This window comes from Acidovorax sp. ACV01, assembly GCF_014851495.1.
GTDB lineage: Bacteria > Pseudomonadota > Gammaproteobacteria > Burkholderiales > Burkholderiaceae_C > Acidovorax > Acidovorax radicis.
The window spans coordinates 247,389-261,634 of the sequence record NZ_JACUZT010000001.1 but is presented as its reverse complement, the minus strand read 5'-3'; the positions used below and the strand labels follow the sequence as shown (position 1 = coordinate 261,634).

General features: G+C 66.1%; 13 protein-coding genes. 10 read left to right on the top strand and 3 right to left on the bottom strand.

Features of this window, described 5'->3' with window-relative positions; all coding sequences use genetic code 11:
- The first annotated feature begins 229 nt into the window (after positions 1 to 229).
- The 4 genes from IB243_RS01250 to thiE all read left to right on the top strand — a co-directional run bounded on the left by IB243_RS01250 (position 230) and on the right by thiE (position 3,345).
- Positions 230 to 1,360 carry an FAD-dependent oxidoreductase gene (locus IB243_RS01250; protein WP_192424450.1) on the top strand — a complete coding sequence of 377 codons (1,131 nt, stop codon included), beginning with the start codon at positions 230 to 232 and terminating at the stop codon, positions 1,358 to 1,360.
- A complete protein-coding gene (gene thiS / locus IB243_RS01245) occupies positions 1,357 to 1,554 on the top strand; it encodes a sulfur carrier protein ThiS (protein WP_057272784.1) in 198 nt (65 codons plus the stop codon). Before IB243_RS01250 ends, thiS begins: the two co-directional genes overlap by 4 nt.
- 83 nt (positions 1,555 to 1,637) lie before the next feature.
- Positions 1,638 to 2,450 (top strand): thiazole synthase, encoded by an 813-nt coding sequence (locus tag IB243_RS01240; protein ID WP_010461235.1) that lies wholly within the window; start codon positions 1,638 to 1,640, stop codon positions 2,448 to 2,450.
- Positions 2,443 to 3,345: a thiamine phosphate synthase gene (gene thiE, locus IB243_RS01235; protein ID WP_192425320.1), complete on the top strand. Its 903-nt coding sequence runs from the start codon at positions 2,443 to 2,445 to the stop codon at positions 3,343 to 3,345. The genes IB243_RS01240 and thiE overlap by 8 nt, the downstream gene beginning before the upstream one ends.
- 43 nt (positions 3,346 to 3,388) lie before the next feature.
- Here thiE and IB243_RS01230 read toward each other — a convergent pair whose 3' ends face one another.
- Positions 3,389 to 5,611: a hypothetical protein gene (locus IB243_RS01230; protein WP_370540290.1), complete on the bottom strand. Its 2,223-nt coding sequence runs from the start codon at positions 5,609 to 5,611 to the stop codon at positions 3,389 to 3,391.
- 71 nt (positions 5,612 to 5,682) lie between these two features.
- Between IB243_RS01230 and IB243_RS01225 the strand changes: the two genes are divergently transcribed.
- From IB243_RS01225 to IB243_RS01205, 5 genes are all read left to right on the top strand, one after another.
- Positions 5,683 to 7,206 carry a 3-hydroxyacyl-CoA dehydrogenase gene (locus IB243_RS01225; RefSeq protein ID WP_192424448.1) on the top strand — a complete coding sequence of 508 codons (1,524 nt, stop codon included), beginning with the start codon at positions 5,683 to 5,685 and terminating at the stop codon, positions 7,204 to 7,206.
- 36 nt (positions 7,207 to 7,242) lie between these two features.
- Positions 7,243 to 8,022 carry an oxepin-CoA hydrolase, alternative type gene (locus tag IB243_RS01220; RefSeq protein ID WP_192424446.1) on the top strand — a complete coding sequence of 260 codons (780 nt, stop codon included), beginning with the start codon at positions 7,243 to 7,245 and terminating at the stop codon, positions 8,020 to 8,022.
- A gap of 185 nt (positions 8,023 to 8,207) precedes the next feature.
- Positions 8,208 to 8,927 carry a Crp/Fnr family transcriptional regulator gene (locus IB243_RS01215; protein ID WP_010461226.1) on the top strand — a complete coding sequence of 240 codons (720 nt, stop codon included), beginning with the start codon at positions 8,208 to 8,210 and terminating at the stop codon, positions 8,925 to 8,927.
- A gap of 25 nt (positions 8,928 to 8,952) precedes the next feature.
- On the top strand, positions 8,953 to 10,038 hold the full coding sequence (locus IB243_RS01210; protein WP_192424444.1) for a phosphotransferase: 1,086 nt from the start codon (positions 8,953 to 8,955) through the stop codon (positions 10,036 to 10,038).
- Between the two features lie 51 nt (positions 10,039 to 10,089).
- On the top strand, positions 10,090 to 11,364 hold the full coding sequence (locus IB243_RS01205) for an acyl-CoA dehydrogenase family protein (RefSeq protein WP_192424442.1): 1,275 nt from the start codon (positions 10,090 to 10,092) through the stop codon (positions 11,362 to 11,364).
- Between the two features lie 219 nt (positions 11,365 to 11,583).
- On the opposite strand, the gene IB243_RS01200 is transcribed toward IB243_RS01205, so the two are convergent.
- A complete protein-coding gene (locus IB243_RS01200; protein ID WP_370540289.1) occupies positions 11,584 to 12,249 on the bottom strand; it encodes a hypothetical protein in 666 nt (221 codons plus the stop codon).
- 287 nt (positions 12,250 to 12,536) lie between these two features.
- Between IB243_RS01200 and IB243_RS01195 the strand changes: the two genes are divergently transcribed.
- On the top strand, positions 12,537 to 13,163 hold the full coding sequence (locus IB243_RS01195) for a hypothetical protein (protein ID WP_192425316.1): 627 nt from the start codon (positions 12,537 to 12,539) through the stop codon (positions 13,161 to 13,163).
- A 71-nt stretch (positions 13,164 to 13,234) separates the two neighbouring features.
- Here the strand turns inward: IB243_RS01195 and IB243_RS01190 are convergent, their stop codons facing one another.
- Entirely contained in the window at positions 13,235 to 14,242 is a 1,008-nt protein-coding gene (locus tag IB243_RS01190) for an asparaginase (protein WP_192424438.1), read from the bottom strand.
- Positions 14,243 to 14,246 lie beyond the last annotated feature (4 nt).

The following is a 14,246-nucleotide window of genomic DNA, read 5'->3' as shown; positions in this document are numbered from 1 at the left end:
GGTTGTGCTGTAATTGATTTTTCCGGACGAAACAGGGGTGTCCCACCGCTTTTGGTGTGCGACTGAGAAATACCCTGGGGCCCGCACGCAGCGCCGCATGGCACTGCCTGCACCACACCGTGGCCCCGCTACCCGATCCAGGTCATGCTGGCGTGGGGAGTTTCCAAGAGCGGCACCGCCCCGTTTTGTCCATGGTTGCCTGCCAACACACGGACACACCGACGGACCTATGCCACTTCAACCCTCTTCTTTTGCCATTCTGGGCGCGGGCCTCATGGGCCGTCTGCTTGCGGTGGAGCTGGCCCGCCAGGGGCACCGGGTCGACATCTACGACGCAGGCAGTCCGGCCGCTGAACATTCGGCCGCGACCGTGGCCGCCGCCATGCTGGCGCCGCTGGCCGAATCGGCCATCACCGAGCCTGGTGTGGTGCGCATGGGCCACCATGCCCTCACCCGCTGGCCACAGCTGCTGGCGGCACTGGCCGAGCCCGTGTTCTTCCAGCAGGCTGGCACGCTCATCGTGTGGCACCGGCAGGACGCGGCCGAGGCCCAGCGGCTGACTCGCCAGCTGGAGGCCAATCAGCAGACGGTGCCCGAGTTGCCCGCCCTGCAAAAACTCGACGGTGCCGCGCTGGCCCAGGCGGAGCCCACGCTGGCGCAGCGCTTTGCGCAGGGCCTGTACCTGCCCGGCGAGGGCCAGCTCGACAACCGGCAGCTGCTGGCGGCGCTGGCGGTGGAAATGCAGCGGCTGTCCGTGCGCATGCACTGGCACACCCCCCAGTCGCCCGAGGCCTTTGCGCCCGGCGCCCCAGGCCAGCCCGACTGGGTGCTGGACTGCCGTGGCCTCGGCGCCAAGGCCCAATGGCCGGCTTTGCGCGGTGTGCGGGGCGAGGTGGTGCGCATCCACGCACCGGATGTCACGCTGCAGCGCCCCACACGGCTGGTGCACCCGCGCTACCCCATCTATATCGCTCCCAAGCCGGACCACCTGTTCGTGATCGGTGCGACCGAGATCGAATCGGACGACCTCTCGCCCGCCAGCGTGCGATCGACGCTGGAGCTGCTCTCCGCCGCCTACGCCGTGCATCCCGGCTTTGCAGAGGGCCGCATTCTGGAACTGGCCACGCAGTGCCGCCCCACGCTGCCCGACAACCTGCCCGCCATTCGCCAGCCGCGCCGGGGCGTGCTGGAGATCAACGGCCTGTACCGCCACGGCTTCATGATCGCGCCCGCCCTGCTGGACGTGACGCTGGAAGTGCTGAACGCGGGACAATCGCAGCTTTCGCAACGTTTTGACCTCGCGCTGGAACTGGAGCCCGCCCCCCTGCCCCCACCCAGCGCGGCCGCCGCCTTCGCATGAACATCTCCATCAACCAGATCCCGCACGAACTGCCCGAGGGTGCCACCGTGGCCGATGCCGTGGCCGCCATCGCGGCCCGCCCCCCGTTTGCCGTGGCCGTGAACACCCACTTTGTGCCCAACACCCGCTACGCCGCGCAGGCCCTGCAGCCCGGTGACCGCGTGGAAATCATCTCGCCCGTGACGGGGGGATGACCCCTGGCTTGCAATTTTGAGAAAAATTGGCCCCTAGCGCTTTTCCATCAAGCGCGAATAGCTATTAAAAAGATAGTAAAAATATGACCACTTCGACGCCCCAAGACCCTCTGGTGCTGTACGGCCAGCAGTTCGCGAGCCGCCTGCTGCTGGGCACCTCGCGCTACCCATCCCCTGCGGTGCTCGAAGCCGCCGTGTTGCGCGCGCAACCCGCCATGGTCACCGCGTCGTTGCGCCGCCAGGGCAGCAACCCGGCCGAAAGCGGCAGCAGCTTCTGGGAGCTTCTGCGCAAGCTCAACGTACCCGTGCTGCCCAACACCGCCGGCTGCCACAGCGCGCAAGAGGCCATCACCACGGCACAGATGGCGCGCGAGGTGTTCAACACCCCCTGGATCAAGCTGGAACTGATCGGCGACGACTACACGTTGCAGCCCGACACGCTGAACCTGGTGGGCGTGGCGGCACACCTCATCAAGGAAGGTTTTCAGGTGCTGCCGTACTGCACCGAAGACCTGGTGGTGTGCCAGCGCCTGGTGGATGTGGGCTGCCAGGCCGTGATGCCCTGGGCCGCGCCCATCGGCACAGGCCGTGGCCCCGTCAACCCCTATGCACTGCAAACGCTGCGCGAGCGCCTGAACGTGCCGCTGCTGGTGGACGCCGGGCTGGGCCTGCCATCACACGCCTGCCAGGTGATGGAATGGGGTTACGACGGCGTGCTGTTGAACACCGCAGTCGCACTCGCGCAAGACCCGGTGGCCATGGCAGGCGCCTTCGCCGACGCCGTGAATGCCGGGCGTGCCGCGCGCAAGGCCGGTGCCATGGCTGCGCAGGAGGCCGCCCAGCCCAGCACGCCCGTGCTCGGCACCCCCTTTTGGCACCATGAACAACATGCGTGACGACACCAGCGCCATGGTGGAGGCCATTCTTGCGCACCACGCCGCCACCTTCGCGGGCTTTGGCGCAGAGCCTGCCCCGGAGCCCACGCGACAGGAACCCGCTTACCTGGCAGCCCTGCAGGCTTGCAGCACGCTGGGCTTCATTGCCCACGACGCGGAATGCCTCGCCCAAGCTTGGCTGGCCCAAAGCCTGCGCACCGGCGCCTTCCAGCCAGAGCAATGGCCCGACACACCGGAGGATTTTGGCCTGCAACCCGTGCCACGTGCCCAGGCGTTCGCCCCGTGTCCTGACCAGTTGGGCCTGTACGCCGTGTTGCCCGACGCCGACTGGGTGGGCCGCATGGCGCGTGCGGGCGTTCCCACAGTGCAGCTTCGCTTCAAGTCGGCCAATCCTCATGCGATTGCGCAGCAGGTGCACGCGGCGGTCCAGGCCGTCAAGGGCACGAACGCCCTGCTGTTCATCAATGACCATTGGCGCATGGCCATCCAGGCAGGTGCCTATGGGATTCACCTCGGCCAGGAAGATCTGGATGCCCTGGCCCCCGATGAACTCCAAGCGCTGCGCGCTTCAGGCCTGCGCCTGGGTGTCAGCACCCATGGCTACGCGGAAATGGTGCGTGCAGATGCCGTAGGCCCCAGCTACATCGCCATGGGCGCCGTGTTCCCTACCACCCTCAAGAAGATGGCCACGGCCCCGCAGGGCGTGGGCCGGCTGGGGGTCTACGCGCGCCTGCTGCGCCATTACCCCCAGGTAGCCATCGGCGGCATAGGCGCCGAGCAGTTTGCGCAGGTGCAGGCCACGGGCGTGGGATCGATTGCGGTGGTTCGCGCCATCGTCAATGCGACTGACCCCGAAGCCACCGTTGCGCAGCTGATGCGCCAGATGAAAACGTAAACAAACGGCCAGCCCTGAAAAGGCGCTGCTGCGCCCTGGCGCCCTATTTGCGGCCAGTCTTCTTTTGCTCCAGCTCCAGCCGCAGTTCGACCAGGTCGTTGTCCATGCCAAAACCCACGGCCTGACCCGGGGGCGGGGGGGCGGTCACCGGCACGACCGGCAAATCACTGAGCGTGAGATGGGGTGGCTCTGAGAGGTCAAGGTCCAGATCCAGCGCCGCACCACGCGTGTCGCCATCCAGCACCGAGGGCGCTGCGACCACTGCGGCCTGGGGCGGACGTCCTGCAACGGGAGGCATTCCGTCAAAGTCGAACTCCAGGCTGGCCGCGCGCGAGTCCTGCGGCAATGCGTCTGTTTTGGCCAGCACGTTCTGAAGCGGTTCTTGCTGCACCTGCGTTTCGACCCGGGGCGCCGCCAGCGGTGTGGTGCGCTTGCGGGGTGCCGGTTCCCCTCTGGCACTCGCGGGCGTGGTTTGTGCAATGGAGAGCAACAACAGCAGGTCGTCGTAGGCCGCAAGATCAAAGGGCTCGACCGAACCGGCACCGTCGTGCCGGAACAGCAGCTTTTCGAGCAGTTGCAACACCGACGGAGAAGTCCATTCGGCCTCGATGTCGGCCAGCGCATCGGTGTAGTGGTAGAGCATGCGGCCCGTGCGGTGGAAACTGGCAAATTCCGGCACTTGCGCGTTGAACGATTGCATGAACTGCGTGCGCAGTTGCGTGAACTCCTCCACCCTGCTCAGCGTGTGGTAGAGCCGCAAAAGCTCCAGATAGGCCAGTGGCGAAGTCGCGCCACGTTCAGCGATGTGCTTCTTCAGCACTTCGATGGCCTGCTGGTGTTCACCCACCGAGATGAAAAACTCGGCCTGTTGCTGGATGTCGAAAAGCTCCTCCGGGCTGACGATGTGCAGTGCAGGCCGGGGTGCAGCGGCAGGGGGTGCTGCCGGGGGCATGGCCTTCAGGGGGGCCGGCGCACTGGGTAACGGGGCCGTGGCCACAAACGGTGTCACCAGTGGGGCTGCGGCTGAATCAGCGGAGGGAGCACGGACTTCAGCAAGCTCGTCAGACGGCATCCAGTCGTCACTGGGGTGTGGGGCCAGGCCCAGCGCAGCCCCATGTTCGGCCAGGGCGTCATGCCCCCCCAGCGCCGCTACGGAATCGCGCCATGCCCGCACCGCCTTTTCGGAGGCGCTGCGCATCCGCACCCAAGCCCACGCCACCAGCAACAGCGCCAGCAGCAGCAACCCGCCCAGCGCGTACACCACGGTGGCGGGGAATCGCTCGCTCTCGGCCTGCTCCAGCTGTTGCTGCAGTTGCGCGGCGGCTGCCCGGTCCTGGGCGGCCTGCGCCCGCAGGTTGGCGACATCGGCCTCCAAGGCCTTGAGCCGATCACTGTCCTGATTGGCATCCTCGGGCTGGGCGTTCAGTGCTTTCCAGAGCGCTGCAGCCTGGGCTCGCTGGGCCGAGGGCTGGTCTGCCGGCAGGACCAACAGTTCGGGAGAGGTGCGCAGCGCCAGCGGGCGGTCCACCCAGACATCGAGCGGCTCGATCACAAGGCGGGCCCGGTCGGCAGGCTTGGGCACTGCTGGCGCCTTGTTCTTGGCAGGCGGCGCTGCAACGGCGGGGGTCTGGGAGCGTGTGGTGGCCGACTCTGCGGGCCGTGGGGGTGCAAGGCGCGCCGCAGGCTTGGCCGCCGGTGGGGCTGGCACAGAATCGGGCCGGTTTTCGGGCCGCGAGGGCGGCAATGCCGAAGGAGAAGGTGCGGCAGGAGATGCCGCAGCCACGCTGGGGCGCTGGCCGGTTGACCCCTGGGCCGGGCGGGGTGTTTCAACACCCATTCCGGCCACGGAAGGAAGCCGCGAGACATCGACCGGTGATGCCGACCGAGCCACCGTGGACGGAAGCTCGGCAAAAAATGTGTAGGTACGCGTGATCTTGCCCGTACATCCCGCCGACAAGGTGACCATCAATACCGGCTCGTCCACCGCAACGGCGGCCTGCACCCGCACCGCCGGTGAGCGTCCCCGCATGTCGGGCAAGGGAACCACCCGCACTTTCGCATCGCCAATCGCCGTGTCCCCTGCCACCAGCTTTGCGGTCACGCAGGCAGAGGCCAGATCGGTGCCCGGGTCTGGCTGGATATCGAACGACAGATCCACCGGCGCACCCAACACCACCGCGCCTCTGCTGCTGCCCAAAGACAATGCCGAGGCGCCCGCAGCGACCATCCACAGACCGGTCCCAAAAATGGCGTTACGGATTTTCACAATAAGTTCTGTTTTGGTGCGGTCCATTCTTGCACATAAGTCCCGCGCAACGCCAGAGCCATAATGGCGCTATGAAAATTCAGTTTCCCAACATCGCAATCGTGGGCACCGGCGCCATGGGTCGGGGCATTGCACAGATCGCCGCGCAGGCCGGCAGCCAGGTTTTTCTGCTCGATGCAACCCCAGGCGCCGCCCAGGCTGCCCTCGCGGCGCTGCAAGACCAATGGACCAAGCTGGTCGCCAAAGGGCGCATTGATGCGGACCAAGCCACGGCACTTGCTGCGCGGCTGCACCCGGTGCAGGCAGTGACCGATCTGGCCGCGTGTGACCTGGTGATCGAAGCCATCGTCGAACGGCTGGATGTGAAGCAGAAGCTGTTTGCCGAACTGGAATCCGTGGTGCGCAGCGATGCCGTGCTGGCCACCAACACCTCGTCCCTTTCTGTGACCGCGATTGGGGCGGGGCTCCAGCGCCCAGAGCGGCTGGCGGGTTTTCACTTCTTCAATCCGGTGCCTTTGATGAAGGTGGTGGAAGTCATTGCGGGCCTCAAGACCGACCCCGCGATTTGCACCGCCCTGGCGGCCTACGCCAAAGAGATGGGCCACACCCCCGTTCAGGCACAGGACACCCCGGGCTTCATCGTGAACCACGCGGGGCGCGGTTTCGGCACAGAGGCCCTGCGCATCGTGGGCGAAGGCGTGGCCGACTTCGCCACCATCGACCGTATCCTGCGCGACCAGGTCGGCTTCAAACTCGGGCCTTTCGAGCTGATGGACCTCACGGCGCTGGATGTCTCCCACCCGGTGATGGAATCCATCTACCACCAGTACTACGACGAGCCGCGTTTTCGCCCCAGCGTGATCACCGCGCAGCGCCTTGCGGGTGGCGTGGTGGGCAAGAAAGTGGGGGAAGGTTTCTACCGCTACGTGGACGGTGTGGCGCAAATACCCGCAGAGGCCCCGCCGCCCGTGGTGACCGAGATTCCCCCCGTGTGGGTTTCGCCCCGCGCCGCCCGTCGCGCCGAGCTGTACCAGCTGCTCAAGGAGCTGGGCGCCACCATCGAAACCGGCCAATCGCCCTCGCCCCAGGCCATCACGCTGGTCGCGCCACTGGGCTTTGACGTGACCACCGTCGCCGTGGTCGAGCGCCTGGACCCCGCCCGCACCATCGGCATCGACATGCTGATCGACGATGCCGCCACCAAGCGCCGCGTACTGGCCACCAACCCGGCCACACGCGTGGACATCCGCAATGCGGTGCATGCGCTGTTCGCCCGCGACGGCAAGGCCGTGAGCGTGATCCGCGACAGCGGTGGTTTTGTCACGCAGCGCGTGGTGGCCACCATCGTGAACATCGCCAGCGACATCTGCCAGCAAGGCATCTGCTCCCCCAAGGACCTGGAAACCGCCGTCACCCTGGGCCTGGGCTACCCCCTCGGTCCCCTGGCCATGGGCGACCGCTGGGGCCCCACCAACATTCTGGAAGTGCTGTTCAACATGCAAACGGTCTATGGCGACACCCGTTACCGCCCCAGCCCCTGGCTGCGGCGGCGGGGTGCGATCGGCCTGAGCCTGAGCCACGTAGAAGAAGACTGATCGCTTCGCAGAACAGCCACCTTACCCAAGGCCACCATGCCCGCAGAACTCCAGAGCACCAGCCAGGGCCAGACCCTGATCCTGACCCTTCGCAACCCCGAGCGGCGCAACGCCATCGACCCTGTGATGTACGCAGCGGGCGTGGAGGCGCTGGGTGTGGCCGAAAGCAGTCCCGACATCCGCAGCGTGGTCATCACGGGCGCCGATGGCATGTTCTGCTCGGGCGGCAATCTGCAGCGTCTGCTGGCTAACCGCCAGGAAGCCCCGGAGGTGCAGGCACAGAGCATCGAAGGCCTGCACAACTGGATCGAGACCATCCGCACCTACCCCAAGCCCGTGATTGCGGCTGTGGAAGGGGCGGCGGCCGGCGCGGGCTTTTCGCTGGCGCTGGCCTGCGATTTGATCGTGGCGGCGCGCAATGCCGTGTTTGTGATGGCCTACAGCAACGTGGCCCTGTCACCCGATGGTGGCGCCAGCTGGAGCCTGTCGCAAGCCCTGCCCCGCCAGGTGGCGACGGAGATCCTCATGTGTGGTGACCGCATCGGCGCAGAACGCCTGCACGGTCTCGGTGTGGTCAACCGCATTGCAGAAACCGGCAGCGCACTGGAGACAGCCCTTGCGCTGGCCGAGCAGCTCAATGCGCGCGCGCCCAATGCCCTCGCGAGCATCAAGGAGCTGCTGAACGAGGCACCCCATGCCCAGCTCACACACCACCTGGCCCATGAGCGCGACCACTTCGTGAAGAACCTGCACCATGCGAACGGCGGCGCAGGCATATCGGCCTTCCTCGAAAAACGCGTGCCCCGCTACGAGTAGCACTGCACCGGGGTGCCCAGAGAGAGTACCTACCGCAAAACACCCTCACCCCCGGTCCGCTGCCCCCAGCGCCCGGGGGTTTTCTTTGGGGCCAACAGGGCAGACACGCAGGTGACAACCCTGACGCAGCACGAAGGTCCCTGACGCGACAATGGGTCTGTTTCTAGTCACCCAAAAGACAGGCCATGGACGACCCGATTCTTACTATCGAAGAACGTGAAGCGATCAACTCAGGTCGCTGGTTTTCATCTCTTTCACCTTCTCTACGCCACGACATCCTCCGATGTGCATACGTCAAACGCTTCAAGGACGGCGGCCTCATCGCCGCACGCGGAGATCCGCCCGAAGAGTGGATTGCGTGCGCGCGTGGTGCGGTGCGGGTGAGCTCGACCTCCATCTCGGGCAAGCAGATCACGCTGACGTACGTGGAGCCGGGCATCTGGTTCGGCGACGTGGCGATCTTCGACGGGGACCGGCGCACGCACGATGCCTACGCGCATGGCGACACCACGATCCTGTGTGTGGCCAAGGCCGATTTCCGCAAGATCCTGGCGGTGCACACCGAGCTGTACGAAGCCATGCTGCGACTGCATGCGCGGCGCATTCGCCAGCTGTTCGGGCTGGTGGAAGACCTCAACACCCTGCCCTTGCGCTCGCGCCTGGCCAAGCAATTGGTGCACTTGGTGCGCAGCTACGGCGTGCCCAGCTTGTCGGACGGCAGCGAGATGCGCATCGGACTGCAACTGGCTCAGGAAGAACTGGCGCAACTGCTGGGCGCATCGCGCCAACGCGTGAACCAGGAACTCAAGGCCATGGAGCGCGAGGACGCCATCCGCATCGAGCCGGGCGGCCTGGTGGTGCGTGACCGCGAAGCCCTGATGCGGATTGCTGAAACCGACAACTGACTGACCGAACCCACCCCATTCCTCCATGAGCAACTTTGACCATTTCGTCGGCACCCGTCCTGTTTCGGATCAGCACGCCTTTGACATCGAAGCGTTGACCGCATGGCTTGCACGGAACATGGAAGGCTTTGCAGGCCCTCTGACCGTGGAAATGTTCAAAGGTGGGCAGTCCAACCCCACCTACAAGCTCATCACCCCCGGCGCCAGCTATGTGATGCGGGCCAAGCCCGGCCCCGTGGCCAAGCTGCTGCCATCGGCCCACGCCATCGAGCGCGAGTTCGCGGTGATGAGCGGCCTGTATGGCACCGACGTGCCCGTGCCCCGCATGTTTGTGCTGTGCGAAGACGAGTCGGTGATCGGCCGCGCCTTCTACGTGATGGAGTGCATGCAGGGCCGCGTGCTGTGGGACCAATCATTGCCTGGCATGACGCCAGCCGAGCGCGGCGACATCTACAACGAGATGAACCGCGTGATTGCCGCGTTGCACACCGTGAAGTTTGCAGACCGGGGCCTGGCCAGCTATGGCAAGCCCGGCAACTACTTTGACCGCCAGATCGGCCGCTGGAGCAAGCAATACGTGGCCTCGATCACGCAGCCCATCGAAGAGATGGACCGCCTCATGGAGTGGTTGCCCGCCAACATGCCCGCCAGCGCGCGCGACGAGGGCCACGTCTCCATCGTGCATGGCGACTACCGGCTCGACAACCTCATGTTCCACCCCACCGAGCCCCGCGTGATCGCTGTGCTCGACTGGGAACTGTCCACCCTGGGCCATCCGCTGGCGGACTTCAGCTACCACTGCATGAGCTGGCACATCCCGGCCGCCATGGGCCGTGGCATTGCGGGGCAGGACCTGCCAGCCCTGGGTATCCCGAGCGAGGAAAGCTATATCCGCCTGTACTGCGAGCGCACCGGCATCACCACCCCCAAGGCGCTCGCCGCCGACTGGAACTTCTACATGGCCTACAACATGTTCCGCATCGCGGCCATCCTGCAAGGCATTGCCAAGCGGGTGGAGGCTGGCACGGCCTCCAGCGCGCAGGCCAAGGCCTCGGGCGACACTGCACGGCCCATGGCCGAGCTGGCCTGGTCGTTTGCACAGCGTCGATGACCGGCACCGCGCGCACTGCACCGATCCACAGATTTTTAGACGGAGACCCCCATGGACTTTGATTACTCCCCCAAGACCAAGGAACTGCAGGCCAAGCTGCTCCAGTTCATGGACGACCACATCTACCCGGCCGAGGCTGACTACAAGGCCGAACTGGCAGCCCACACGGCGGCTGGCAAGCGCTGGACAGCCCTGGACACCATTGAAAACCTCAAGCCCAAGGCCCAGGCTGCGGGCTTGTGGAACCTGTTCCTGCCGGTGGACAGCGCCGCAGCCTCGGGCTACGACGGTGCAGGCCTGACCAATCAGGAATACGCGCCCCTGGCCGAGATCATGGGCCGCGTGCCATGGGCGAGCGAGGTATTCAACTGCTCCGCGCCCGACACCGGCAACATGGAGACCATCGCCCGCTACGGCGACGAGGCCAACAAGGCCCGCTGGCTCAAGCCGCTGCTCGAAGGCAAGATCCGCTCGGCTTTTGCGATGACCGAGCCCGACGTGGCATCGAGCGACGCGACCAACATCGAGACGCGCATCGACCGCGATGGCGACGAGTACGTGATCAACGGCCGCAAGTGGTGGATATCCGGCGCGGCCGACCCGCGCTGCGCCGTGTTCATCACCATGGGCAAGACCGACCCCGACGCACCCCGCCACTCGCAGCAAAGCATGGTGTTGGTGCCCGCCGACGCCAAGGGCATCACCATCATCCGCCCGCTGAACGTGTTTGGTTATGACGACGCCCCCCACGGCCACGTCGAGATGACTTTCGAGAACGTGCGCGTGCCCGTCTCCAACATCCTGCTGGGCGAAGGCCGCGGCTTCGAGATCGCGCAAGGGCGCCTTGGCCCTGGGCGCATCCACCACTGCATGCGCCTGATCGGCCTGGCCGAACGCGCGTTGGAGCTGATGTGCAAGCGCGCATCCTCGCGCACCGCCTTTGGCAAGACCGTGGCCCAGCAGACCGTCACGCAGGAGCGCATTGCCGAGGCCCGCTGCAAGATCGACATGGCGCGCCTGCTCACGCTCAAGGCCGCCTGGCTGATGGATGTGGCTGGCAACAAGGTCGCCAAGACAGAGATTGCGATGATCAAGGTCGTGGCCCCGAGCATGGCCTGCCAGGTGATCGACTGGGCCATGCAGGTGCACGGCGGCGGCGGCATGAGCGACGACTTCCCGCTCGCCTATGCCTACGCTGGTGCACGCACGCTGCGCTTTGCAGACGGCCCGGACGAGGTGCACCGCAACGCGATCGCCAAGTGGGAGCTGGGCAAGTACGGCACCTATGGCCGCGATGCAAGCGTGCCCGTGACGCGCGGTGGGTGACCTCAGGCTCCCCCTGAGGCCCTTTGGACCTTTCCCCTCCTGCTCTCTCGCACTACGCGCGGGAGGAGGACGCACCCGGTGGCCTGGCCAAGCCAGTTCCACGGGTGCACTGGCCTTGGGCGTGCCAGTTTCATAACCTGCGGGAACATACTGCAGCACGCACAACGGGGCCCCTGGCCCCGTTGTGCGTTTTCTCTGGGGCAAGCGCTGGCTGCAACGCTACCGGGTAATGTTCGGCACATCGTCCGGCCCTGCCACCGACATGGGCGGCAGGTTCTGCAAGGCGGCCTGCCCTGCCACCAGCAGCAACTGCTTGGCATGCGCAATCTCGGCCAGGCTGCGCTGCGTGTGCTCCATGCGCAGGTAAACCTTGCCACGCGCCAGCATCAACACCAGAGGCGACCGCGCCCGTTCGGTACCCCCTTCGCCCTCCACGGCATTGAGCAGCTGCGAAACCACGGGCGCATGGATCCAGCGCTGGGCCAGCTCAATGCGCTCTGCCACCACCGTGAAATGCTCGCGGAAGGACGCTGGCAGGCCCGGCCAGGCCATTTCCTCGTACATGGAAAGCCAGCGCATTTCCTCGGGCAGGCTGCTGCTCACGGCGGTCTGCAGCGTGTCGGTGATGGCGGTGTAGGCCGTACCTTCAAGAATTTCCTGCAAAGGACGGTTGATCACCATCACTGCGGCATCGGGGTCGGCCCCCACATCGGCACGCCCGCGCAGCTCCAGACCCTGCACATAGTCGCGGGTGGGGGCCGCACACTCCAGCCGCCACGGGTGGCCATGGATGTCGCCCCCCAGGTCGAAATGCCCCTCGGTGGCGTGGGTCACGATGGCCAGCTGCTGGTTCGCAGCCCAGCGGGCCACGTCCCGGTTGCTCACGGGCCGGCCAGGGGCCGACCCCGAATTGCCGGAAGTGCTGAATGCTCTGCGGAGTCGGTCAAACATGGGAGGCCGAAGCGCAAGGCTTCGCAAAAGTCGCGGGTGCAGGCATTATTGGGCGAAAATTGAAATTCCCCCTGAGTCGCCTGCGGCGCCTTCCCCCTGAGGGGGACGCACCCGGTGGACTGGCAAAGCCAGATCCACGGGTGCACTGGCCTGGGGCGCGCCAGTTTCGGCAGGTGGGGGCCTGGTACGGCGCTTGGATGAATGACATGCCACTTTTGACTATGAACCGCCGTTTTGCCCTGACCGCCGTGGCGACTGCGGGTGTGCTGGGGACCTTGCCTGCGGCCGCTGCGGAATTGCCCAGGGACGCCTCGGCCACTGCACGCCAGTTGGTGCGCTGGGCCACGGCCAGCGGGGACCACCAGGGCCTGCCCTTTGCAGTGATCGACAAGCCCGAAGCCCGCATCCATGTGTTTTCCGCGCGGGGGCAGTGGATGGGCAGCGCGCCAGTGCTGCTGGGCGCAGCACTGGGCGACCGGTCTGCGCCCGACATTGGTCAGCGGCCGCTGTCACAGATCCGCCCCGAGGAGCGCACCACACCCGCCGGCCGGTTCGTCACCGAGCCTGGGCGCAATCTGAAAGGCGATGACATCATCTGGATCGATTACGAAGCAGCCGTATCGCTGCACCGGGTGCGCAGCGTCAATGCGGCCGAGCGTCGCCAGCAGCGCCTGGCCAGCAAAGGCGCACAGGACAAACGCATCAGCTACGGCTGCGTGAACGCACCCGAGGCGTTCTACAACCAGTTCATCGCACCTTTGTTCGGCCAGGCGCGCGGCGTGATCTACGTGTTGCCCGACACGGAGCCGTTCGCTACTATTTTTATAGCTGCCAGCGCTTATCCTTAAAGCGCCAGAGGCATTTTTTACTTGATTTTCCCGAATCCAGCCTGCCGTGGTGCGGTGGCAGGCTGCCAGATTCAGGCGGGCTGCAGCCGGAACACCGCCCTGCGCCCACCCACCTCCAGGCCCCGGGCATTGGCGATGCGGCCCGACCGGCGCGGCGCCAGCGCCTCGCGCTGCCCGGCGTCAAGCCAGCCGAGCTGGTCCATCACCTCCACGGCAGCGGCCACCTGCGCCACCATGCTGCCGTCCATGACCTTGAGCGCAAAGGCCTCGCCCCGGCTGCGGCTGCCCACCACCTGCACGCCGTCGGCGCCGGTCTTGGACACCCAGTCGCCCTGCCCCACCTGCATGAAGTCGAGGTCGTGCCGGCCAGTGCCCGAGCCCAGCTCAGGCCGCGCGACCATGGCATCGGCGAGCGCAGTAAGGCTCTCGTCCAGGTCTGTGTCCGGCGCGCCGCCCGCTAGGCGCGCATAACCGCGGGCCAGGCTTACCAGCGGCATGGCGTAGTTGGGCGCCGAGCAGCCGTCGATGCCCATCGCCAGTTGTTCAGGTGCCAAGCCCACCGCTTGCGCAACGTGTTCGCGGATGGCGACCTGCAGCGGATGGGCCGGGTCGAGGTGATCGTCGAGCGGCAGCCCCTGTTGCACGCAATACGCCACAAAGCCTGCATGTTTGCCGCTGCAGTTGTTGTGCCTCTCGTCGGGCACAAAGCCTTCGGGCAGCGCGCCCAGCCCCAGCTCCGCAAACAGCGGCCGATGGCAGCCACAGCGCAGCGCGTGGTAGTCCTGGCCCACGCTGGCCAGCATGCGCTCGACCTGCGCCACGTGCATGGGTTCGCCGTTGTGGCTGGCGCATAGCAGCGCCAGTTCCCGCTGCCTCCAGCCCAGTGCCATGGCGCCGCCAGACTGCACGAAGGGCAGCGCCTGGAATGCCTTGATGGTGGAGCGCGTGAACGTGACGGTATAGGGGTCACCCACCTGGGCCAGCAACCGGCCTTCGCGATTGACCACGGCCATGGCGCCCCAGTGCTGGCACTCGGGCAGGCCACCGCGGTTGACTTCGATCAACGGTACAAAACCCATGGAT